Here is a 20,719-nt window from a genome sequence, read left to right on the forward strand (position 1 = left end):
CGAAGCCGACCGTTACCTCCAGTCAGGCTTGGCGAGTCCACCGCAGTGTACAAGGGGGCTACGAGCCTTTTGAAGCCATGGCCGCCAAGGCGGCATGGTTGCGGATACTTTATCCACTCTCACGCAGGAGCTACCGTGATCGTCCGCTGGGAAAGTGAGCATGACTACGTGCTGATCCATGTCCATCAGGACATGTTCGGCGACTGGATATTCAGCCGCGCCTGGGGGCAGATCGGCACCCAATTCGGCGGGCTCAAGCACCAGCTCGCCGACAGCTTCGAGCAGGCCATGATGTGGGTCGAGGACGTCAACCACATCCAGGCCTCGCGAGGCTTTTGCAAGGTCCTCGAAACCCAGGACGACGCCCCCGAGGCCCGCGACGCCATGCGTCAGCTATCGCTGCTCGGCTACTGACGCGCGAGCCCCTACTTCAAATAACGCCGGCCGCGGCGCAGATGATGGCCCATGGCCGGCCGTGTCGCTTCGCCGGAATGCCGCTCGTCCCCTGCATCGCGCAATAGTCCGCGTGCCGCCAGCCAGGGGGTCAATCGTTGATGTTCGAACCCTCGTTCAAGCTCATGACCCGCGCGGTCGGCCAGCACCGGAATCCGCTCGCCATAGCGCGCGACAAGCGCCGGATCTTCACTGATTTCGACTTTCTCCACGCTTATCTCAGGCTTGCCATGCTCGGCGAGATGCGCCTCGAGCTGCTCGCAGAGATGACACCCCAAGGTGGTGTAAAGCGTCAAGGAACTCATGTGCGCGCCTTATGGCGAATCAGGAAACAATGATGAATATCTGAACGGCGCGCGAAATCGGGATCGAAGGTCCGCGCCGAAATATCCTCCACCGCGTAATGCTCACCGAGATCACGGTCCAGCGTGAAGCGGCGCTGATTGTTGGAGAACACCAGCGTGCCCTGCGGCGCCAGACGTGACATGGCCAGGCGCACCAGGCGGCCATGGTCGCGCTGCACGTCCAGCGTGGACTCCATTTTCTTCGAGTTGGAGAAGGTCGGTGGATCCATGAAAATCAGGTCGAAATGGCTCCCGGCGGTTTCCAGCCAGCGCAGACAGTCGTCGCGCACCACGCGATGCCGACGGGGATCGAGGCGGTTCAGCGCAAAATTGTCCCGCGCCCAGTCGAGGTAGGTGTTGGAAAGATCCACACTGACGCTGTCCGTGGCGCCGCCCAGCGCGGCATGCACCGTGGCAGTGGCCGTATAGCAGAACAGATTGAGAAAGCGCTTACCCGACGCCATCTCGCCAAGCAGACGGCGCACCGGACGATGATCGAGAAACAGCCCGGTATCCAGATAGTCGCGTAGATTGACCCACAGCCGCGCCGGCCCCTCACGAACCTCGAAACGCTCGCCGCTGGTGTCCTGACGCGAGTATTGCGACTTGCCGCTCTGACGCTCTCGCTGCTTGTAATGCACATCCTCGGGACGTACGCCGAGCACCTCGGGAATCACCGCCAGAGCGTCGAGCAGACGCCGCTGGGCCTGATTCGGATTCACCGACTTGGGCGGCGCATACTCCTGAACATGTACCCGGTTGCCGTAGACATCCACCGCCAGCGCATACTCCGGCATATCGGCATCGTAGAGCCGATAACAGCTTTCGCCGGACTGCTTCAGCCACTTCCTGAGCCTCTTGCGGTTCTTCTCCAATCGATTGGCAAACATCTGCGCGCCTTCGCTATGCCGCGCCGGCGCAGTCGACGCAGCGCCGTCCTCGGTCTTGGGCACGGCGATCAACAACAGCTTGCAGTCCAACGGACCGTTCTTGAAGGCATACTGCTTTTCGGCGCGCAAGCCGGTGCGATGGCCCAGATCGGGATTGCCGGTGAACAACGCCAACTGCCAACCGGGAAACCCCTCGCGCAGCCGGGCACCCAAATCGGCATAAAGCGGTACCAGCTCGGGCAGCTCGCCCAGCCGCTCACCGTAGGGTGGGTTGGTGATCACCAGCCCCGGCTCGGCGCCTTGCATCTCCAGCGGTAGACGCAACTGGCTGAGCGACGCTCCCGTGAATTCGATCATTGCCGGAATACCGGCGCGCATGGCATTGGCCTTGGCGGCAGCGATCGCCTGGGGGCTTTGATCGTAGCCGAACAGCCGGGACCGAACCCGGCGCCGGCCGAAGCCGGCCCGCGCTTCAGCTTCGCGCTTGAGCTCCTGCAGCATCTGTGGGTCATGTCCGGCCCAGGACTCGAACCCGAAACGCTCCCGCGACAGCTGCGGCGCAATATCGGCAGCCATCAGTGCCGCCTCGATCAATAGCGTTCCCGAGCCGCACAAGGGATCGACCAGCGGCTCGCCGCGCTTGGCCCGCTCCGGCCAGCCGGCCCGCACCAGCAGTGCCGCCGCCAGATTCTCCTTGAGCGGTGCGTGGCCAGGGTCACGCCGGTAGCCACGCTGATGCAGGCTGGCCCCCGAAAGATCGATACCCAGCGTTAGCCGTCCCCGGTGCAGGTGAGCATAGAGGCGGACATCCGGCTCGCGCAGATCGACGTTGGGGCGCCCACGGCCCGCCTCACGCAAGGCGTCAACCACACCGTCCTTGACGGTCTGCGCCCCGAAGCGGGTATGGCGGATATGTTCGGACTGGCCGTGGAAGTCCACCGCCAGGGTTTTGCCTTCAGGCAAGTGCGTGGCCCACTCGATGGCCCGCGTCTGGGCCTGCAGGGCTTCAGGACGTTCGATGCCCTCCGCGCGGGTCAGGCACAGGATGACCCGATTGGCCAGGCGCGACCACATACAGGCGCGGTAGGCCACCTCACGCGTTCCCGAGGCATGGACTCCTGCCACCGTAGTGCCGGAAACGTCTGCCCCCAGCGCCGCCAGCTCATCGGCCAACAGCATCTCGATTCCACGCGGGCAGGTAACGAATAAGCTTAACTTTTCAATCGCTTGGGTATCATTCATGCAGCTTCATCCCGGCGTCATACGTCGGACATATTCCTGTAATGTCTATTTGTTATAGCGCTTATGCCAAATCGTTGGTCGACAGGCTGGCTAGCGTTGGGCTAAAGATATATAGGGTAGCTACTGTATACGCATGCGTTTTCTGTCCGGACATTGTGACATGCCTGACGAGGCCAAATGGCTTCTGAGGGTATGGAGAGACATTCGTTCCCAACTCGGATCTTCAAAGAGGTCATTCTTCCGATGAAACGACAGAAACGTGATCGCTTCCAACGTGCTTTTGTGCATGGCTACAAAGCAGGCGTTACCGGCCGCTCCCGGGATGACTGCCCCAGTCAGGAAATCAATCTTCGCGAATACTGGATGAGCGGTTGGCGCGAAGGACGCGGGGATCAATGGGCCGGGCTGACAGGTGTTTCCGGCATTCACAAGAACCCCACGACATTGATGTAATGCGATCACCACGATTCATCGGGGGCCATCCCCCGCGAAAGACTCCAAGGCCCGCTATGGCGGGCCTTTTTATGGTCGCGCCGTCTAGCATCTCCTCCTACCTCGCCAAGGCACGAATACATTCGCCCACCAGCGCGGGACCGCGATAGATGAATCCCGAATACAGCTGGATCAGGTCAGCACCGGCATCCCGCTTGGTCCGGGCCGCCTCACCGCTGTCGATGCCCCCGACGCCGATGATCGGCATATCGGGCAACAACCGACGCAGTTCTTGCACGACGCGAGTGGAATCCTCGAACAGCGGTGCCCCCGAGAGTCCGCCCGCCTCCTCGGCATGCCTCAAGCCCGCCACCGCCTCACGGGAGACGGTGGTATTGGTGGCGATGACCGCATCGATGGCGTTGGCCGCAAGTGTGCGTGATACCAGCCCGACCTCCTCCAGGCTCATATCGGGGGCAATCTTTACCGCCAGTGGCACGTGCCGGCCTGCGATGCGATCCAGTCGCTCGCTTTCCTGTTTCAGCGCGCCAAGTAGAGCATCGAGATGGTCGCCGAATTGCAGGTTGCGCAATCCCGGCGTATTGGGCGAAGAGATGTTGACCGCAATATAGCCGGCATGGGCGTGCACCTTGCTCAGACAGGTCAGGTAGTCATCGACTGCCCGCTCGACCGACGTGGTCAGATTCTTGCCGATATTGATACCGACGATCCCCGCATAGCGGCTTTTCTGCACGTTGGCAACCAGATGATCGACACCGGCATTGTTGAAGCCCATGCGGTTAATGATGGCGTGGCGCTCGGGCAATCGGAACAGCCGAGGCCGGGGATTGCCGGCCTGGGGCCGAGGCGTCACGGTACCTACCTCCACAAAGCCGAATCCCAGCGCCCCCAGGGCATCGAGGTGGTCGGCATTCTTGTCGAGCCCGGCGGCGAGCCCGACCCGATTGGGGAAACGCAATCCCATCAGCTCGACCGGATCGCTGCTTGCCCCACCCGCCAGGGCCTTGGCCACGCCAAGCCGATGCGCAAGATCGAGCGCTGTCAGCGTCGTCCCATGGGCCGTTTCGGGATCGAGGCGGAACAGAATCGAGCGGGCAAGCGTGTACATGAAATTCTCGGCGGCGGGACAATCGGCGAAGGAGTATAGCGCAACCGGCCGCAGGCGACGATGCCTACGGCCGGGGCGGCATGCGACGTGTATCTCAGGGCGTCGTATCGAGCTGCTGGACCCGCAGCGTGTAGTTGTTGACCCCGGTCATCGCGGAGCCGAACTTCTGACCACTGACCCAGACGCGATAACGCCCAGGCTGTAACTCGGTCTCGATATCGAAGTTACCCGAGAAGCCTTCGCCCTTGTCACTGGCAACGACATTGCCATCGGCGTCCAGCACGCGCGCTTCGAGCCGATAGGTGCCCTCATTGCCAGGGAAGGTCGAACTGGCGATGGACACCGTGCCGGCCTCAGCCACGTCGAAACTCAACACTTCACCCTGCTCGCGAATCCTGATATCGGCGACGATTTCATCAAAGGCGCTGGGTAATGGTGACTCTGTCTGGGCTTTGGGGGTCTCGCCCGCCGTTTGCGCCGTACCTTGGCCTTGCGCGCCACCTTCCATCGCCGTCGAGGCACCTGCTACAGCCCCCGATGCCGTGGCCGCCGTATTCGTCGAGGCTTCGGCGTTGCTTGCGGTATCGCCGGCGTGACGTGGCGCGGCAATCGTTGCCACCTCGTCGCTATGGTCGACAAAGGCAGTGGTCCGGCCATCGCGTCCCGGCCCACCGAACATGATGCCACTGCCGCCGCCCTCGATACCGCTCTGTTCGGTGGACAAGCGCTCGCCGCGATCATCGAGACCTGCCACTTCGATGACATAGGAATTGCCTTGCCTGCTGGAAGTGCCGAACTTGTTGGCCTTCACCCGTAAAACGTAATCGCCCGGCTCCAACGATTGCTCGAGATGCAGGCCACCGCTTTGGCCGAGCCCCTCCTCGGTGGCGATGACCTCGCCCTGATCATCCAGAAGCGTGGCTTCGATATGGTAGTCATTGGAGTCGCCGGGCAGCGTGGTGCTTTCAAAGACGTAGCGGCCAGCCTTTTCCACGCTGAAAGGATGCTCCTGGGTGCCGCCAAACAGAAAGCTCTGGCTGCGCGCATCGCTGCGCGACGTAAAGAACCGGGTCATATCGGTCTGCTTCGCGGCTTCGCGCGCACGTTGCAGGGCGGGACTTTCATCCGCCAGGGACAGCGACGAGACACTCGCCAATCCCAGGCTCAGGGTGACAATGCAGAACGCACGATGCTTCATGGGGCCTCTCTCAATGACTGCGAACCGGAAACGGGGAACAGCATACCAGACAGCTCCGCCGTCACGCCTTATCGGGTTATTCACACCACTGGGACAAGGCATCAACCTGCCTTGCCGATCCAGGCCGTGAAGCCACAAAACCCCGCCGAGCGGGGCTTTGTGGCGGCTGGCTACCCTGCGATGGGTCTTCTCAACTGCCGCCGTTGCTCTCCGCCAGGTCGACCAGTTCGCGTACCGCCACGGCAAATAGCGGAAAGCTCGACTGCGCCCCGGAGCGCACTTCATTGAGCAGCGCGCACCAGCGCTCGACCAGATTGGCGTGGCGCTCCAGCCACTGCGCCACCTGAGCCTGCGCTTCCTGCGAATCGCCATCCATGTGCAACACGCTGACCGTCAATGCCAATTGCTGGCGGTCGAGATCGTCACGGAACGTCTCGCGGGCCTGAGCCTGCCAACTGTCCTGCACAACCAAGGCATTGACCTGCGCGGTCATCCACGGCAGTTCCAGACGGTGGCCGATTTCATAATACACCTCGGCGACGCGCTCGATATTTTCCCCGGTAGCCTTGGCCGCCTCGATGATCCCCAGTCCGGCATAGAGATTCCCGGCGGCGGCGGTGATACTTGCCAAGTCGTCAGGGACCCCCGCTTCGACAAGCTCGTCACGCCGCGCTTCCCAGTCCTGGCGCTCTTCGCCGCGTAACAGCTGACCGACATTCTCCTGCAGTTGGATCAGACGGGGCGCGAAGTGAGTAATGCTGTCCTGAGTCGACATGCCGGTCCGATGGCGCAAGAACCAGCGCGTGGCCCGGCGCAGCAGGCGCATCAGATCCAGCATCATGCGGTACTGCACCTGGCTTGCGACGCGATAGTCCAGTGTTTCGATACGGTTCCACAAGTCCGGCAGATTGAAGCTGTCGCGAGCGACGATATAGGCCCGAGCGACATCGACTCGCGACCCGTTGGCGGCATCGCGCAGACGACGCACGAACGCCACACCCATATGATCGACCAGATCATTGGAGACCTGGGTCGCGACGATTTCGCGTTTCAGGCGGTGCTGGTACATCTCCGTCGGGAAACGCTCGACCAACGAACGCGGGAAGGCTCGCGCCATGTACTGCTGGATATAGGTATCGTCGGGCACCTCGGAAGAGATCAGATCGCTTTTCAGGGTGCTTTTGGCGTAGGAGATCAGCACCGAAAGCTCGGGCAATGTCAGCCCTTCGCCAGCGTTGGAGCGCTCGATGAGTTCCTCGTCGCTGGGCAGGAACTCCAGTTCACGATCCAGGCTACCGGCGGCTTCCAGCTCGTTGATGAAGCGCCGATAGGGCCCCATCCCCTCCTGCGCCAGGATTTCCGACAGTGACAGTGCCTGGGTCTGACGATAACTGTCGAGAATGACCAGCTCGGCGACCTCCTCGGTCATCTCGGCAAGGATCCGATTGCGCTGTTTGTCGGTCATGTCGCCGCACTTGACGATATCGTCGAGCAGGATCTTGATGTTGACCTCATGGTCGGAGCAGTTCACGCCACCGACGTTATCGATGAAGTCGGTATTGACCCGGACGCCTTGCCTGGCGGCTTCCATGCGTCCACGCTGGGTCAGGCCCAGGTTGCCGCCCTCGCCGACGACCCGGCAGTTGAGGTCGCGTCCATCGACACGCAGGGCATCGTTGGCCTTGTCGCCAACATCGCCATGCGACTCGGTATGTCCTTTGACGTAAGTGCCGATTCCGCCATTCCACAGCAGATCGACATGCGCCTGCAGCATGGCGCGGATCAACTCGTTGGGGGCCAACTTGTGGGCCGTGATGCCGAACGCCTCCCTCATCTGCGCCGAAATGGGAATCGACTTGGCGCTGCGCTTGAAGATGCCGCCCCCTTCGGAGATAAGTTGCGCATCGTAATCCTCCCAGCTGGAGCGCGGCTGCTCGAACAGTCGCTTGCGCTCGGCAAAGGATTTGGCCACATCCGGGTTGGGATCGATGAAGATATGCAGATGGTTGAAGGCCCCCACCAGACGAATCTTGTCGGACAACAACATGCCGTTGCCGAACACGTCTCCCGCCATGTCGCCGACACCCACCACGCTGAATTCGTCTTCCTGGGTGTTGAGCCCCATCTCGCGGAAATGTCGCTTGACCGACTCCCAGGCGCCCCGTGCGGTAATCGCCATCTTCTTGTGATCGTAACCATGCGCCCCGCCGGAGGCGAAGGCATCCCCCAGCCAGAAGCCGTATTCCAGCGAGATGGCATTGGCGATATCGGAAAAGCTCGCCGTGCCCTTGTCGGCCGCCACTACCAGATAGGGGTCGTCGCTGTCATGTCGAATGACCGAGCGCGGCGGCACCACCTCGCCGCCCGACAGGTTGTCGGTAATGTCGAGCAGGGCACGAATGAAAATCTGGTAACAGGCGATGGCCTCCTGCTGGATGGCGTCACGGTTCGCCGTATCGGGCATGCGCTTGCAGATGAAGCCGCCCTTGGCGCCGACCGGCACGATGACGGAATTCTTGACCTGCTGCGCCTTGACCAGGCCGAGAACCTCGGTGCGGAAATCCTCGTGCCGATCCGACCAGCGCAACCCGCCGCGTGCGACACGGCCACCGCGCAGATGTACGCCTTCGACACGCGGCGAGTAGACGAAGATCTCGAATAGCGGACGCGGCTTGGGCATGTCCGGAATCTTGCCCGGCTCCAGTTTGAAGGCAATGTAATCCTTGGCCTGTCCATCCTCGCGTGGCTGGTAATAGTTGGTACGTAGCGTGGCCTGAATGAGGTCGATATAGCGACGAATGAGCAGGTCGTCGTTGAGGCTGGCGACCTGATCGAGCAAACCATTGAGCTTGGCGATACATTGCTCCACGGCGCTCTCGCCATCACCGCTGCCATCGTCCTGGCGTTCAGGGTCGAAACGCAGGGCGAACAGTGTCACCAGCTCCCGGGTAATGTCGGGATAGGCCGTCAGCGTGGTGGCGATATACCGCTGGGAAAGGCCAATGCGGACCTGTTTCAGATAGCGGGCATAGGCACGCAGCATGGCCACTTCGCGCCAGCCCAGGTTGGCGCCGATGACCAGCCGATTGAAGGGATCGTTCTCCGCCTCCCCGATCCAGATACGCTTGAAAGCCTCGATGAAGATGTCGCGCATCTTCTGCAGATTGACCACTTCGCGGCTGCGGTGCTCGAGATCGAAATCATGAATCCAGAAGCTGCCATCGGCGCGTTGGATTTCGTAGGGCCGTTCACTGATCACTCGCAGCCCAAGATTTTCCATGACCGGCAGAATATCCGACAGCGGTACCGGGTGGTCACGGTGGAACAGCTTGAGATTGACCCCCTCGTCGTCATTCTCGACCAGCCGATACAGGCTCAGGCTGATCGGTTCGCCCTCTTCTATCTCATGGATGTGCTGGATATCGTAGACGGCGGTACGTGCCGTGAAGTCGTCGCGGTAGCTGCCGGGAAACGCCTCACGGTAGATGTTCATTAGCCGGTTGGCCTGCTCCTCGCCAAAACCTTCGAGCATGGCGGTCTGCAGTTCGTCGCGCCAGCTACGGGCGATCTGCGCGATCTTGTGCTCGAGACGCCGCACATCGTAGTCCGCCGGCACATCGCCATTGAAGCGCAGGATCAACTGGATGCGTGCCAGCACCGACTCGGAGAGGTAGGTGTTGAAATCACCGAAGGTGGCGTCGAGTTCCTCGCACAGTAGATTCTGGATACGCACGCGCAAATCGGTGGAGAACACGTCGCGCGGCACAAAGACCAGACAGGAGTAGAACTTGCCGAACCGATCCTCGCGCACGAACAAACGTACACGACGGCGTTCGCGGAGATTGAGAATCGCGAAGGCGGTTCGTGCCAATTCCTCGGTGGTGATCTGGAACAGATCATCGCGCGGGTAGACTTCGAGAATCTGCAGCAGTTGCTTGCCGTTATGACCGTTGGGACTGACGCCCGCCGCCTCGATCACCGCATTGATCTTCTTGCGCAGCACTGGCACGTGACGGGGCGTCTCGTTGTATACCGTCGAGGTGTACAGTCCAAAGAAGCGCCGTTCACCGATCAACCGACCACCGGCATCGTAGCGATCGACGGAAATGTAGTCGGGATAGGCCGGGCGATGCACGCGCGCATGATAGGCGCTCTTGGCAAACGAGATCAGCTCGGGAACCAGCACGTACTGGTCGCTCTCGATATCCTGCGGTCCATGGATGCGCTCGTGATAGCGGGGCTGGTCGAGTTTGAACACTCCAAGCTCGCTACCCTTGATCTGGCGCAGCTGCTCCTGGCCGTTCTCTTCCACCACCTCGTATTCGTCATAGCCGAGGAAGGTGAAATGATCCTTGAGCAACCACTCGAGAAAGGCTGCGGCCTCGGCATGATCGTCCGCCTCGATTGGCTCGGGACGCGTCGTCCGGATCTCTTCGAGTGCGGCATATACCTGGTCGCGCATCGGCTCGAAATCCTCTACCGCAACCCGCACATCAAGCAATACGTCGCGCAGGCTGCATTCCAACTCATCGAGCACCTCGGCATCGGAGTGTCGATCCACTTCGATGAGAATCAGCGACTCGCGCCCGGCGGGTGCATCTGCGGCCTCGATCGACGTAACGCGTTTGAGTTGATGATTGGCGTCGCGCTCCACGGCCAATACCGAGTTGTGCATGGCATGGACCATCAACCCGCGACGATTGATCTCGATGCGTACCGAGTCGACCAGAAACGGCATATCTTCATGCAATACGGCAACGACGGTATGCGGTGACTGCCAGCCATGCTCCTCGAAATCGGCATTGAACACGCGCACCTTGGCCACATTGGGATCATTGGACTGGATGAAATGCCAGGCCGCCAGCGTCGCACCGTAGATGTCCTCGAGGCGCCGGTCGGCGGCCTCCTCGAAAGGCGCGTTGGCATACAAGGCTTCGGCGAAGACAATGATCGGCTTCACCTTCTCCTCGGGCAGACGTTTCGTCAGCTGTTCCTTGAGCTGGGCAAGGAATTCCGCCTTGCCCTCGATCGCAACGTGTTGCATCAATCACCTCGGCTGCACAGGCCACAAAGGAACCACACGGCAGACGCTGCCTGCGTGCAGAACCCAGCGACCGAAAGATGTCCGGCACGGTCCACTGCCGCGCCTTGTCTGAGAGCTTACTCCAGCGACTCGTTCCACCCCATCATAGTGAAGCTTTGACATGACGCATGTCGTTTAAGCATTGGCCGCGTCCCCTTGCGCCCTGACGTTCAGTTCGGCTCGCGGCGCTCCAACAATACGCCGCATTCGCAGTGTGGGGTCCAGGGAAACTGATCGAACAACGCAAAGCGGGTCACCACGTGTGTCGCTGAGAGTTGCTCGAGATTGCGCTCCAGCGTGTCGGGGTTACAGGAAATATAGACGATTCGGGAATAGGCCTTGAGCTGATCGCAACTCTGCTCGTCAAGTCCGGCACGCGGCGGGTCGACCAGCACGGTGGAAAAGGCGTGATCCTCCAGCGCCAGGGCCGCGACTCGCCGCCCGCCCTTGTCGCCGCGCAGGGCCTGGGCGAACTCTTCGGCGGACATCCGCGCCACGACGGCATTTGCCACGCCATTGGCGGCAAGATTGACGTTGGCCGAAGCCACCGATGTCCGCGAAATTTCCGTGGCCACCACGCGGCGGAAGTTTTCCGCCAGGGCCACGGTAAAGTTGCCGTTGCCGCAATACAGCTCGACCAGGTCGCTTTCCTGGCTGCCCCGCGTCACGTCACGTGTCCAGCCTAGCATGGCACGACTGATCTCGGCATTGGGCTGCGTGAAGCTGTTTTCGACCTGCTGATAGACGAAGGTCCGCCCGTCCACCTCGAGGCGCTCCCAGACATGGTCGCGCTCGAGTACCAGACGCTGCTTGCGCGAGCGCCCGATGACCGAAGCATCCAGGCGCCGCTGCAACTCGCGCGCCTCGGCCTCCCAGTCCGCTTCCAGCGGCCGATGGTAGATCAAGGTGATCAGAGCCTCGCCCGTGAGCGTCGTGAGAAATTCCGCCTGAAATAGCTTGCGCCTCAGCACCGGGCTATCCAGCAATGCCTCGCGCAGCGCCAGCATCAGTTCGTTGATACGCCGGCTGGCCACCGGATACTGATCCAGCCGGATCACGGACTTCTTCTTGGGATCGCCGGGATCGACCTCGAACATGGCGTAGAAGAGATCACTCCCTTCATGCCACACACGGAATTCGCAGCGCATGCGGTAATGACTGGGGGGCGAAGCAAACACTTCCAGCCCAGGCGGATTGAGGTGCGCAAACTGCGCGGCAATCCGCTCACGCTTGGCGGCGAGTTGCTCGGCGTAGCGCTCGGGCTCGACAACGGGTACGGCCACGAAGCCTCCTTAAGTGGTGGGGGATAAATGACATCAAAGCGTGAGAGGGCCTAACAGAGAGATACGCGGGCGACGGCAAGGGGCTCAGGGGGGGCAAATCCAAAATCGGCTAGCGCTGCGGTCAACCCGGCCTGAGACGGTGCGCTCGCCCAACTGGGCCCAAGCCCCTCGCCCGTCGGCACACGCATGATCTGAGCCACGCGCCGGGCGATAGCGACGCCGGAATCGATCCAGGCGATTTCTCGCGGTGCATGCCTCACCATGGCCTCGCGCAACAGCGGGAAATGGGTGCAGCCCAGCACCACGCTGTCCAGCGCCGTCTCCGCCCACAACGGCGCCAGGCAGTCCTTGATCAACGCGTGATCCAACGGCTGCCCGGCCAGTTGGCGTTCGGCTTGCGCCACGAGCGGATCGGCGGCCACGCGCACTACGCGGCAGTGCGCGGCGTGATCGCGAATCAGGGCGTCGGTATAGGGACGCCGCACGGTGGCCGTGGTCGCCAGCAGGCCGAAGGTGCCACTGCGCGAGAGGGCGGCGGCGGGCTTGATGGCCGGCACGGTACCGACGACCGGAATGTCCAGGCGCGCCCGCAGCGTCGCCAGCGCCAGGGTGCTGGCCGTATTGCAGGCCACCACCAGCGCGCTCGCCCCGCTGGCCTCGATCGCCGCCAGGCACACATCGACGATGCGCGTCACCAGCCAGGCATCGGGCTTGGTTCCGTAAGGTAGCGCTGCATTGTCGCACGCATAGGCCAGACTGGAGCGGGGAAGCTGCGCACGTAGCGCTTCCACCACCGATAGCCCGCCGACGCCGGAATCGAAAATCAGGATCGGCGCATTCATCGAGCATTCTCGGCAAAATGCGCGACCAGCCCATCGATCAAGGCGCGCTGCCGGGCCGGCAGGTACTGGCGCTCGCAATACAACAGCGATATCGCCAGCGGTTCGGGATCGAAGGCCTCAAGCACCCGCACCAGTCGGCCTTTTTTCACCTCCGTCTCGCCGAGAAACGCGGGCTTCTGAATCAGCCCCATTCCTCCTACGGCAGCTTCGGTCAGGGCACGCCCATTGTTGCAGGACATCACCGGGGTAAAGCGCACCCGCTGCAGGGTGCCCTCGATACGAAACTGCCAGCCGGGACCTTCGCGTTGCAGGCTGTAATGCAGGCAACGATGGCGACTCAGCTCAAAGGGGTGGCCAGGCACGCCGTAACGGTCGAGGTAGTCCGGGGACGCGTAGACATGTACCGCCGTCGTTGCCAGGCGCCGGGCAATCAGATTGGAGTCCTCGAGTTCGCCGATGCGCACCACCACATCGAAATCTTCGGCGAGAGGGTCGACGCGGCGGTCTTCCAGCACCACGTCAAGCGCCACGGCCGGATGCTGCTGCTCGAAAGTCTGTAAGGCCGGCATCAGCACGCGCACGCCAAAATCCAGCGGCGCCGATAAGCGCAGCCTTCCGCGGATCTCGCCCTGCTGTTCCCTCAGTTCAGCCTCCAGTTCGTCCAGCTCATCGAGCAGACGCACCACGCCGACAAGATAGCGCTCGCCCTCGGCGGTCAACTGAAGATGACGAGAGGTGCGCGTCAGCAAACGCGCGCCAAGCAGCGCCTCGAGCCGCGCAATTTGCTTGCTGACCATGGCATTGGACAATCCAAGCCTACGTGCGCCATTGGCGAAGCTACCTGCCTCGACCACTGCACGAAAGATCTGCATCGCCTGCAACCGATCCATGTCCCGTCCTCAAACACCCAATAGGACGCATTCTACCTGATTTTGCAGGCGGGCCGAGACCGCAGAATGTTGCAGTACGCTCGGCCCGTACGGGCTCGTACGTTCCTTCGGCAAGCAATACTCCATGCCCTGTGCGCCGAACCGGAGCGACGCTTGCGATTAGCTCATGGACGCAGCGCTTTCATCTCGCATACTCTTGTACGCTTTTTACGCCACGGGCGAAGGTGCGGTACGAAACTCCGCATAGAGTTCGGGGTAGGCCTGCTGCAAGCGGGCCAGTTCCGCCTCGGCCCCTTCCGGCATCGCATCGGCCAGGCGGGCGAGATCCTGCTCGTCGAAGTGTTCGCGTATCAGCGGAAACAGCTCTTCGCGCTCGGCACGCAGATAGGCGCGGTGTGCCTCCAGATAGGCGCCGAGATCCTCGGCAAAACGATCGATTGGAACCACGGCGTCCATCAGGATCATGTCGATATCCTGAGACAGACGCATGAGCCGCTCATGCAAGCCGCGATAGTCCTCGGACAGCTGACAGGTCAGCTCGGCGGCTTGCGGAACGCGCGCTGCCAGTTGCTCGCCACAGATGCGTTCGAGCGGCATGGTGAATCCATGCATATAATCGAGGATGTAATCCACCACCTCACGAACCAATTGAAAGTCGGGACGTTCACCACTGGCTAGCGTCTTGTGCTTCAGCTGAAGCACGTGCAGCAGACGCGCCATATTGGCATGATCCTGGCGCAGTTGGGTCAGCATGGGCATGGGAGGGCCTCCTCTGCTGGCGGGCATGAACGGTGAAGAGTTGACTCACCGCCGTGGCGTTCATTCACTAGCGACTTCAGAAAAGCCGGAACACGAGTCCAGATACGATGAAAAAATCGATAGCCATGAGATCTGCCTAGCGCTGATGATGGCTTGTGTCGATTTCTCATGCTGCATTGGGTCAGCGTCTCGCGACGAGCGACCCTGCCGTGCTGGCGTTGTCGCGCAAGCGCAACCCGCCTTGGACTTGAATGCTTACCCTAGCGGGTAGAAAGCATTCTGCCCTTACGTCAAAGGTCGTAGAACCCTAGCGAGAACTCAAGCTAACGACAGATTATTCATTCACCACAACTGCAGCGACATCATGGACCTCTTCAATCAGCACGCTTCGCACGACAATGCACCGCTAGCCTACCGCATGCGCCCGCGACGCCTTGAGGATTACATCGGCCAGAAAGCGCTGGTAGGCGCCGACAAGCCGCTGCGCCGCATGGCCGAAACCGGCACCCTGCGTTCGATGATCCTGTGGGGGCCGCCAGGCGTAGGCAAGACCACCCTGGCCGAGATTCTGGCCGAGGCCTGCGATGCGACACTCGAGCAGCTTTCCGCGGTCATGGCCGGCGTCAAGGATATCCGTGCCACCGTGGAGCGCGCCCACCATGCGCAGCTCGGCGAGCGTCGCACCTTGCTCTTTCTCGACGAGATCCATCGCCTCAACAAGAGTCAGCAAGATGCCCTGCTGCCCCATGTGGAATCGGGACTGTTGACGCTAATCGGCGCGACCACCGAGAACCCTTCCTTCGAGGTCAATTCTGCGCTGTTGTCGCGGGCTCGGGTTTATGTTCTCAAGAAGCTCGACACCGACGACCTGATCCAGGTGATGCGCCGCGCGCTCGAGGATACCGAGCACGGCCTGGGCAAGCGCTGCATCCAGGCCGAGGACGAGGTGCTGGCGATTCTGGCCCGTGCAGCCGACGGCGATGCACGCCGCGCCTTGGGGCTGCTCGAAACGGCCTGCGACTTCACGCTTCCCGGCGCGAATGGCGAACGGCTGGAGCGTGATGCACTTCAGGAAGTGATCGGTCATCGGGCCAGCGCCTTCGACAAGCAGGGCGATCACTACTACGACCTGCTCTCGGCGATCCATAAGTCGGTGCGCTCCTCGCGCCCCGATGCCGCACTGTTGTACATGGCGCAGTTCATGCAGGGAGGCGGAGACCCGCTGGATGTCATTCGCCGCCTGGCCGCCATTGCCTCGGAAGATGTCGGCAATGCCGAGCCCCGCGCCCTTCCCCTGGTCATGGCGGCTTGGGATGCCTACCTGCGCTTGGGCGATTACGAAGGCCAGCGCGCCATCGCCCACGCCGCAATCCACTTGGCCGTCGCCCCCAAGAGCAACGCCGTCGACCGCGCCTGGAAAGGCGCCAAGGCCTTCGCCGCCGAGCACCCCGGGCTGGAAGTGCCTACTTACCTGCGCAACGCGCCCACCAAGCTAATGGCCTCGCTGGGACACGGAGAAGGCTATCGCTATGCCCATAGCGAGCCGCACGGCTACCCCGCCGGCAGTGCCCACGACTGCTGGCCGCAAGCGTTGCCCCGTCAGACCTTTTTCACTCCCAGCGAGTATGGGCAGGAAAAGCGTTTTGGCCAGATGCAGGCCTGGCGGGCCGAACTCGACGCCCAGGCCGACCGGGAGCAATGACCGTCAGCGCGTGTGCCTCGCGGTGGCGGTTATGCGAGAGGTATCCACGAAAACACCCGCGACATTGAACTGCTCCCAAAAGCTGGCTTGAGTGTCCAGCGTCGGGGGCAGTTCACCGGGTCGGCGTTTCACGTGACGGATGAACCGGTTTCAGGATGCTTCGCGGATCACATCGACCCCGTCGGGAATCTCGAAAGTAAAGCGCTGGCTATCGATGTCGGTGTTGGTCTCGGCATTGTCGAATGCAATCGCCGTGCGCTGGCCCGTGCTGTCGGTCATTTGCAGCGCCTCGAGCTGCTCGCCATAAAAGGTCAGCTTGAGCTGTTCGAACAGGGTATCGTTGGCACTGGGGACGAGGGTGAAGGTTTCGGTAGCGCCCTGCTGCTGGCGAGTCACGTCATAGTTCTTCGCCAAGGCGTCGGCGCTGCCCGACAGCAAGAGTGCCGGCGTGTGAGTCACCCGCGTATCCAGCGGCTGTACGGTCACCTGCTCCAGATCGGGATCGTACAGATAGACCTTGTCGCCATCGGAGACCACCGTCTGCCGATACGGCGCCTCGACTTCCCAGCGAACCTTTCCCGGGCGCGATAACCACATGTGCCCCTGCGCCTGCTGAAGGCGTGCACCGGAACCATCGAGTATCTGCTGCTCGAAGTCAGCGGAAAAGGTCGTCAACGGCTTGAGCAGACGCGTCAAGCGACTGGTCGCCTGCTCATCGGCAAGAGCCGCTGCTGGCAGCAGCATGGCCACCGAAAGGATCACCAATGTTTTCCACAGTTTCATTCCGTCTCCTTGAGTCGGCCAGCTAACAGTGAGTGTGCCGACATATAGACTGGCGGGACGGCAAACGGTTGCAGACCCGCACGGTTTTCCTTATTGCGTGCATGATTGGCGATGATCACGCGAGACCTCAATCGCCGACCGGCGGCGGAGCCAGAACCTCCCGGCTGCCATTGGTTCCCATCGACGACACGACCCCGGCCATTTCCATCGACTCCACCAGCCGCGCGGCACGGTTATAGCCGATCTTGAAACGCCGCTGCACGGCGGAGATCGATGCCCGACGCGACTCGGTGACGAACTGCACCGCTTCGTCGTAGATGGCGTCCTGTTCGGCATCGTCCGCATCGCCCCCCTCGGCCTCGAGGCCGGTCAGCGCTTCGGCGGACACGCCCCCCGAAAGGATCTCCTCGATATATTCCGGCTCGCCGCGACGTTTCCAGTCCTCGACCACCCGGTGCACCTCATCGTCATCGACGAAGGCCCCGTGCACACGTGTCGGCATGCCGGCACCGGCGGGCAGGTAGAGCATGTCGCCGTGTCCCAGCAGGGCCTCGGCACCGCCCTGATCGAGAATGGTGCGCGAATCGACCTTGGACGATACCTGGAACGCCATCCGCGTGGGAATGTTGGCCTTGATCAGTCCCGTCACTACATCCACCGACGGCCGCTGGGTGGCCAGAATCAGGTGAATACCCGCCGCACGCGCCTTCTGTGCCAGGCGCGCGATGAGCTCCTCGACCTTCTTGCCGACGATCATGAACATGTCGGCGAACTCGTCGATGACCACCACGATGTAGGGCAGCTTCTCCAGCACCGGCGGCTGCTCGTGCATCTGCCAGGGCTGCGGCTCCCACAAGGGGTCCGCCACCTGGGCTCCGGCGCGCTCCGCCTCGCCGAGTTTGGCGTTGAAACCGGCGATGTTGCGTACGCCCATCGCCGCCATCAGCTTGTAGCGCCGCTCCATTTCGGCGACGCACCAGCGCAGACCATTGGCCGCCTCCTTCATGTCGGTCACCACCGGCGCCAGCAGATGAGGAATGCCATCGTAGACCGACAGCTCGAGCATCTTGGGATCAACCATGATCATGCGCACGTCCTCGGGCGTGGCCTTGAGCAGCATCGAAATGAGCATGCCATTGACGCCCACCGATTTGCCCGACCCGGTGGTGCCCGCCACCAGTAGATGCGGCATCTTGCCGAGATTGGCGACGACCGGCCCACCGCCGATGTCATGACCGAGCGCCAGGGTCAGCGGTGAAGCCGCCTGCTGGTAGGCATCGGAGTCGATGACTTCGCGCAGACGGATCATGGCCCGGTTGGGATTGGGAATCTCGATGCCCACCGTGGGCCGTCCGGGAATGATTTCCACCACCCGCACGCTCTTGACCATCAGCGAGCGTGCCAGGTCCTTGGCCAGGTTGCTGATCTTGGAAACCTTGACCCCGGCCGCCGGCTTGATTTCGAAACGCGTGATGACCGGCCCCGGCCAGGTTTCGACCACCTCGGCCTTGACGCCGTATTCGCGCAGGCGCGTCTCGAGCAGCTCGGCCATGTCCGACAGCTGTTCCGGCGTGTAATTGGGCTGATGGGGATCCGCCGGTGTCAGCAGCTGCAACGAAGGCAACTCGCCATCCGGCTCCGGCAGATTGTCGGGCACGGGGCGCTGATTCTGCAGATGCTGGACCGTCCATAGCGTTGGACCCTCGGGATCGTCAGCCGCCGCCCGCGCCTGCTCGGCACTGGCCATACGCCCGGGCTGCGGCGGCTCTTCCACGCTTTCAGATACTGGATTTTCCTCACGCGGCTCATGTGCTGCGGGCTCCGGCGCGCGGGGCTGCGACACACGCGCCGCAGGCGCCGAACCAGCGCTTGGTGATGCTGTCTGGGGAGCCGGGGTGTCACTCTCGGCATCGTCCCAACTGACCTTGGGGCGCGGTCGAGGTGCCGGCTCTGGCTCCGGATGGGCCGGTGAGATATCGGCCGCTTGCGGCTCATGCGCTCTTGCCGCGGCAATCGCCGCCCCCTCCTGCCAGGACGCCATTGGCTCGGCCTCGCGGGAGGCGGAAATCGGCTCCCGCGCGGAAGCCTGCGGACTGATCGCCGCTGACGCAACTTCATCCTCGCCATCGGCCGAGGCACGCATGGTAGCGCCGCTATCCTGGCGTGGCGGCGTCGCCGCTGCCGAGAAGCGAGTCTCCACGCGCTGCGATTCGGGTAGCGCCTCATCGCGTCGCGCCTGGATCGGGGCCGACCACTGCGGAGTGACATCGTCGTCGTCATCATCCGCCAGCATGGGCTCGGGCACGGTTTCCGGAAAACGCCGACGGGTCACGTCGTGACGCCGGTCGCTGTTGGTGTCCGGCCCATCGACACGGGGAGCCTCACCCTCCCTGACCGTGCGGGATACGCTGTCTTCTGGCGTAGGTGGTGCAGCGGAAGATGACGCCACCGCCGTGGCAGGATCCGCGACGGAATCCGTTGCTCGTGGGTCATCCCCTTGCCGGGCCTGGACGGGTCGCGAGCCCTGCTCCTGCTGGGCCTGACGCGCGCTGTAGGCGGCCTCGGGTTGTTTGGCCGAGGGTGTGCGCTCGGGAACATCCCAGGGAATATCGCTTTTTCCATCATTGCGCCAGGCCGCCCATGCCGGATCCTGCGTCTCGTCACCTTCCTGCGCGAATGCCTCCTGCAACGAGGGTTCGACACGCGGTCCCCCGGCCAACTCGGGCTCCCGCTGCAGATAGCGGGTTTGCGATCTGCGCCGCCCGGGCATCAGACGCTGCCACCACGATGGCCGCGCCAACTGATCGTCCTCGTCGTCATACGTTGAGGCCTCGGCGTTTACCTGCGCCGGGGGCGTTGTCGGCTCGCTCTTGGTCTGACGCTGAGTGCGCTTATCACGCAGGCGACCCAAGCGCTCTTTACCCCAGCCTACTAGCCGTTGCGCGCTGCATCCCAGCTCATCCATCACGGTCAGCCAGGACATGCCGGTGAACAATGTAAATCCGCTCATGAACGCCGCCAGCGCCAGCAGCGTGGCACCACGCACGTCAACCAGTGCCTGCAGCGTCCCCGACAGCCCCCGGCCCAGGATACCGCCCGCGGCGTAAGGCAGGTCGCTGTCCGGCTGGTAGAAGTGCAGGTCGCCCAGGGTAGTGGTGCTGAGGATCAGCAGTACCAGTCCTCCGGTCTTGATTGCCAGCACCGTGGGATCCCATTCGTAGTCCACCTGGCGGGAGCGCATCAGCCGCCAGGCCGCGAAACCCAACATGCCCGGCCACCATAGGGCACTGGCCCCCAATAGCGAATACAGCACGTCGGATAGCCAGGCTCCCAAGGTGCCCATCCAATTGGACACCTCCTGTTCCGGGCCGCTATGCGACCAGCCGGGATCCCCCGGCGTGTAACTGAACAGCGCCAGCAGGAGAAACACACAAAGCGCCAACAACACGATAACCACGCCTTCGCGCGTCGCGCCCTGCAGGCGAACCCCGAAGCGCCGCGCCCGCTCTCTGGCCTGGGTCGTCGTCCGACGGCGACCGGCGGTCTTTTTCTTGACACTCAAGTGGCCATCCCCCTTGCGCCACGAAGGGCGTCTTTCCAATCCTGCAACAATGCCAAGCGGCCCCGAGGCGAATGGATGCCTGGGAGCTTATATTAGTGGCCGGTCCACTGTCTGCCGCAGAGACACG

14 protein-coding genes are annotated in these 20,719 nt (G+C 62.4%); 3 read left to right on the forward strand and 11 right to left on the reverse strand.

All coding sequences use genetic code 11. The annotated features are described in order from the left end of the window. Positions 1-135: 135 nt before the first annotated feature. Positions 136-414 carry a hypothetical protein gene (locus tag ACW4DH_RS12645; RefSeq protein WP_459636751.1) on the forward strand — a complete coding sequence of 93 codons (279 nt, stop codon included), beginning with the start codon at positions 136-138 and terminating at the stop codon, positions 412-414. Between the two features lie 11 nt (positions 415-425). Here ACW4DH_RS12645 and ACW4DH_RS12650 read toward each other — a convergent pair whose 3' ends face one another. Together ACW4DH_RS12650 and rlmKL are read right to left on the reverse strand one after the other, a co-directional pair. Continuing rightward, positions 426-758, reverse strand: a complete 333-nt coding sequence (locus tag ACW4DH_RS12650) for a glutaredoxin family protein (protein ID WP_459636752.1) — start codon at positions 756-758, stop codon at positions 426-428. Continuing rightward, complete coding sequence (rlmKL, locus tag ACW4DH_RS12655) at positions 755-2,929, reverse strand: bifunctional 23S rRNA (guanine(2069)-N(7))-methyltransferase RlmK/23S rRNA (guanine(2445)-N(2))-methyltransferase RlmL (RefSeq protein ID WP_459636753.1); 2,175 nt, start codon at positions 2,927-2,929, stop codon at positions 755-757. Before rlmKL ends, ACW4DH_RS12650 begins: the two co-directional genes overlap by 4 nt. 243 nt (positions 2,930-3,172) lie before the next feature. On the opposite strand from rlmKL, the gene rmf reads away from it, so the two are divergent. Further along, on the forward strand, positions 3,173-3,382 hold the full coding sequence (rmf, locus tag ACW4DH_RS12660; protein ID WP_459636926.1) for a ribosome modulation factor: 210 nt from the start codon (positions 3,173-3,175) through the stop codon (positions 3,380-3,382). 97 nt (positions 3,383-3,479) lie between these two features. Here the strand turns inward: rmf and ACW4DH_RS12665 are convergent, their stop codons facing one another. The 7 genes from ACW4DH_RS12665 to ACW4DH_RS12695 form a co-directional block, all read right to left on the reverse strand. After that, positions 3,480-4,490 (reverse strand): quinone-dependent dihydroorotate dehydrogenase, encoded by a 1,011-nt coding sequence (locus ACW4DH_RS12665; protein ID WP_459636754.1) that lies wholly within the window; start codon positions 4,488-4,490, stop codon positions 3,480-3,482. Between the two features lie 94 nt (positions 4,491-4,584). Continuing rightward, positions 4,585-5,688: a hypothetical protein gene (locus tag ACW4DH_RS12670; RefSeq protein ID WP_459636755.1), complete on the reverse strand. Its 1,104-nt coding sequence runs from the start codon at positions 5,686-5,688 to the stop codon at positions 4,585-4,587. Between the two features lie 190 nt (positions 5,689-5,878). After that, positions 5,879-10,732, reverse strand: a complete 4,854-nt coding sequence (locus tag ACW4DH_RS12675; protein WP_459636756.1) for an NAD-glutamate dehydrogenase — start codon at positions 10,730-10,732, stop codon at positions 5,879-5,881. Between the two features lie 209 nt (positions 10,733-10,941). After that, positions 10,942-12,054, reverse strand: a complete 1,113-nt coding sequence (gene trmA / locus ACW4DH_RS12680) for a tRNA (uridine(54)-C5)-methyltransferase TrmA (protein WP_459636757.1) — start codon at positions 12,052-12,054, stop codon at positions 10,942-10,944. A gap of 50 nt (positions 12,055-12,104) precedes the next feature. Beyond that, complete coding sequence (gene murI, locus ACW4DH_RS12685; RefSeq protein WP_459636758.1) at positions 12,105-12,896, reverse strand: glutamate racemase; 792 nt, start codon at positions 12,894-12,896, stop codon at positions 12,105-12,107. Then, positions 12,893-13,786, reverse strand: coding sequence for a LysR family transcriptional regulator (locus ACW4DH_RS12690; RefSeq protein ID WP_459636759.1), 894 nt, complete (start codon positions 13,784-13,786; stop codon positions 12,893-12,895). The genes murI and ACW4DH_RS12690 overlap by 4 nt, the downstream gene beginning before the upstream one ends. 207 nt (positions 13,787-13,993) lie before the next feature. Continuing rightward, a complete protein-coding gene (locus ACW4DH_RS12695) occupies positions 13,994-14,539 on the reverse strand; it encodes a hemerythrin domain-containing protein (RefSeq protein ID WP_459636927.1) in 546 nt (181 codons plus the stop codon). A 370-nt stretch (positions 14,540-14,909) separates the two neighbouring features. On the opposite strand from ACW4DH_RS12695, the gene ACW4DH_RS12700 reads away from it, so the two are divergent. Further along, positions 14,910-16,247: a replication-associated recombination protein A gene (locus tag ACW4DH_RS12700; protein WP_459636760.1), complete on the forward strand. Its 1,338-nt coding sequence runs from the start codon at positions 14,910-14,912 to the stop codon at positions 16,245-16,247. A 150-nt stretch (positions 16,248-16,397) separates the two neighbouring features. Here the strand turns inward: ACW4DH_RS12700 and lolA are convergent, their stop codons facing one another. Together lolA and ACW4DH_RS12710 are read right to left on the reverse strand one after the other, a co-directional pair. Then, positions 16,398-17,030 carry an outer membrane lipoprotein chaperone LolA gene (gene lolA / locus ACW4DH_RS12705; protein WP_459636761.1) on the reverse strand — a complete coding sequence of 211 codons (633 nt, stop codon included), beginning with the start codon at positions 17,028-17,030 and terminating at the stop codon, positions 16,398-16,400. Positions 17,031-17,157: 127 nt separating this feature from the next. Further along, positions 17,158-20,592 carry a DNA translocase FtsK gene (locus ACW4DH_RS12710; protein ID WP_459636762.1) on the reverse strand — a complete coding sequence of 1,145 codons (3,435 nt, stop codon included), beginning with the start codon at positions 20,590-20,592 and terminating at the stop codon, positions 17,158-17,160. Between the last annotated feature and the right edge of the window lie 127 nt (positions 20,593-20,719).

The organism is Halomonas sp. WWR20, from assembly GCF_054602495.1.

Bases quoted from the DNA above. Each gene is read 5' to 3' on its own strand.
- murI (WP_459636758.1), bottom strand. From the start codon at position 12,896: ATGAATGCGCCGATCCTGATTTTCGATTCCGGCGTCGGCGGGCTATCG.
- ACW4DH_RS12665 (WP_459636754.1), bottom strand. From the start codon at position 4,490: ATGTACACGCTTGCCCGCTCGATTCTGTTCCGCCTCGATCCCGAAACG.
- ACW4DH_RS12675 (WP_459636756.1), bottom strand. From the start codon at position 10,732: ATGCAACACGTTGCGATCGAGGGCAAGGCGGAATTCCTTGCCCAGCTC.
- ACW4DH_RS12690 (WP_459636759.1), bottom strand. From the start codon at position 13,786: ATGGATCGGTTGCAGGCGATGCAGATCTTTCGTGCAGTGGTCGAGGCA.
- ACW4DH_RS12695 (WP_459636927.1), bottom strand. From the start codon at position 14,539: ATGCTGACCCAACTGCGCCAGGATCATGCCAATATGGCGCGTCTGCTG.
- ACW4DH_RS12700 (WP_459636760.1), top strand. From the start codon at position 14,910: ATGGACCTCTTCAATCAGCACGCTTCGCACGACAATGCACCGCTAGCC.
- ACW4DH_RS12650 (WP_459636752.1), bottom strand. From the start codon at position 758: ATGAGTTCCTTGACGCTTTACACCACCTTGGGGTGTCATCTCTGCGAG.
- ACW4DH_RS12670 (WP_459636755.1), bottom strand. From the start codon at position 5,688: ATGAAGCATCGTGCGTTCTGCATTGTCACCCTGAGCCTGGGATTGGCG.
- rmf (WP_459636926.1), top strand. From the start codon at position 3,173: ATGAAACGACAGAAACGTGATCGCTTCCAACGTGCTTTTGTGCATGGC.
- lolA (WP_459636761.1), bottom strand. From the start codon at position 17,030: ATGAAACTGTGGAAAACATTGGTGATCCTTTCGGTGGCCATGCTGCTG.
- rlmKL (WP_459636753.1), bottom strand. From the start codon at position 2,929: ATGAATGATACCCAAGCGATTGAAAAGTTAAGCTTATTCGTTACCTGC.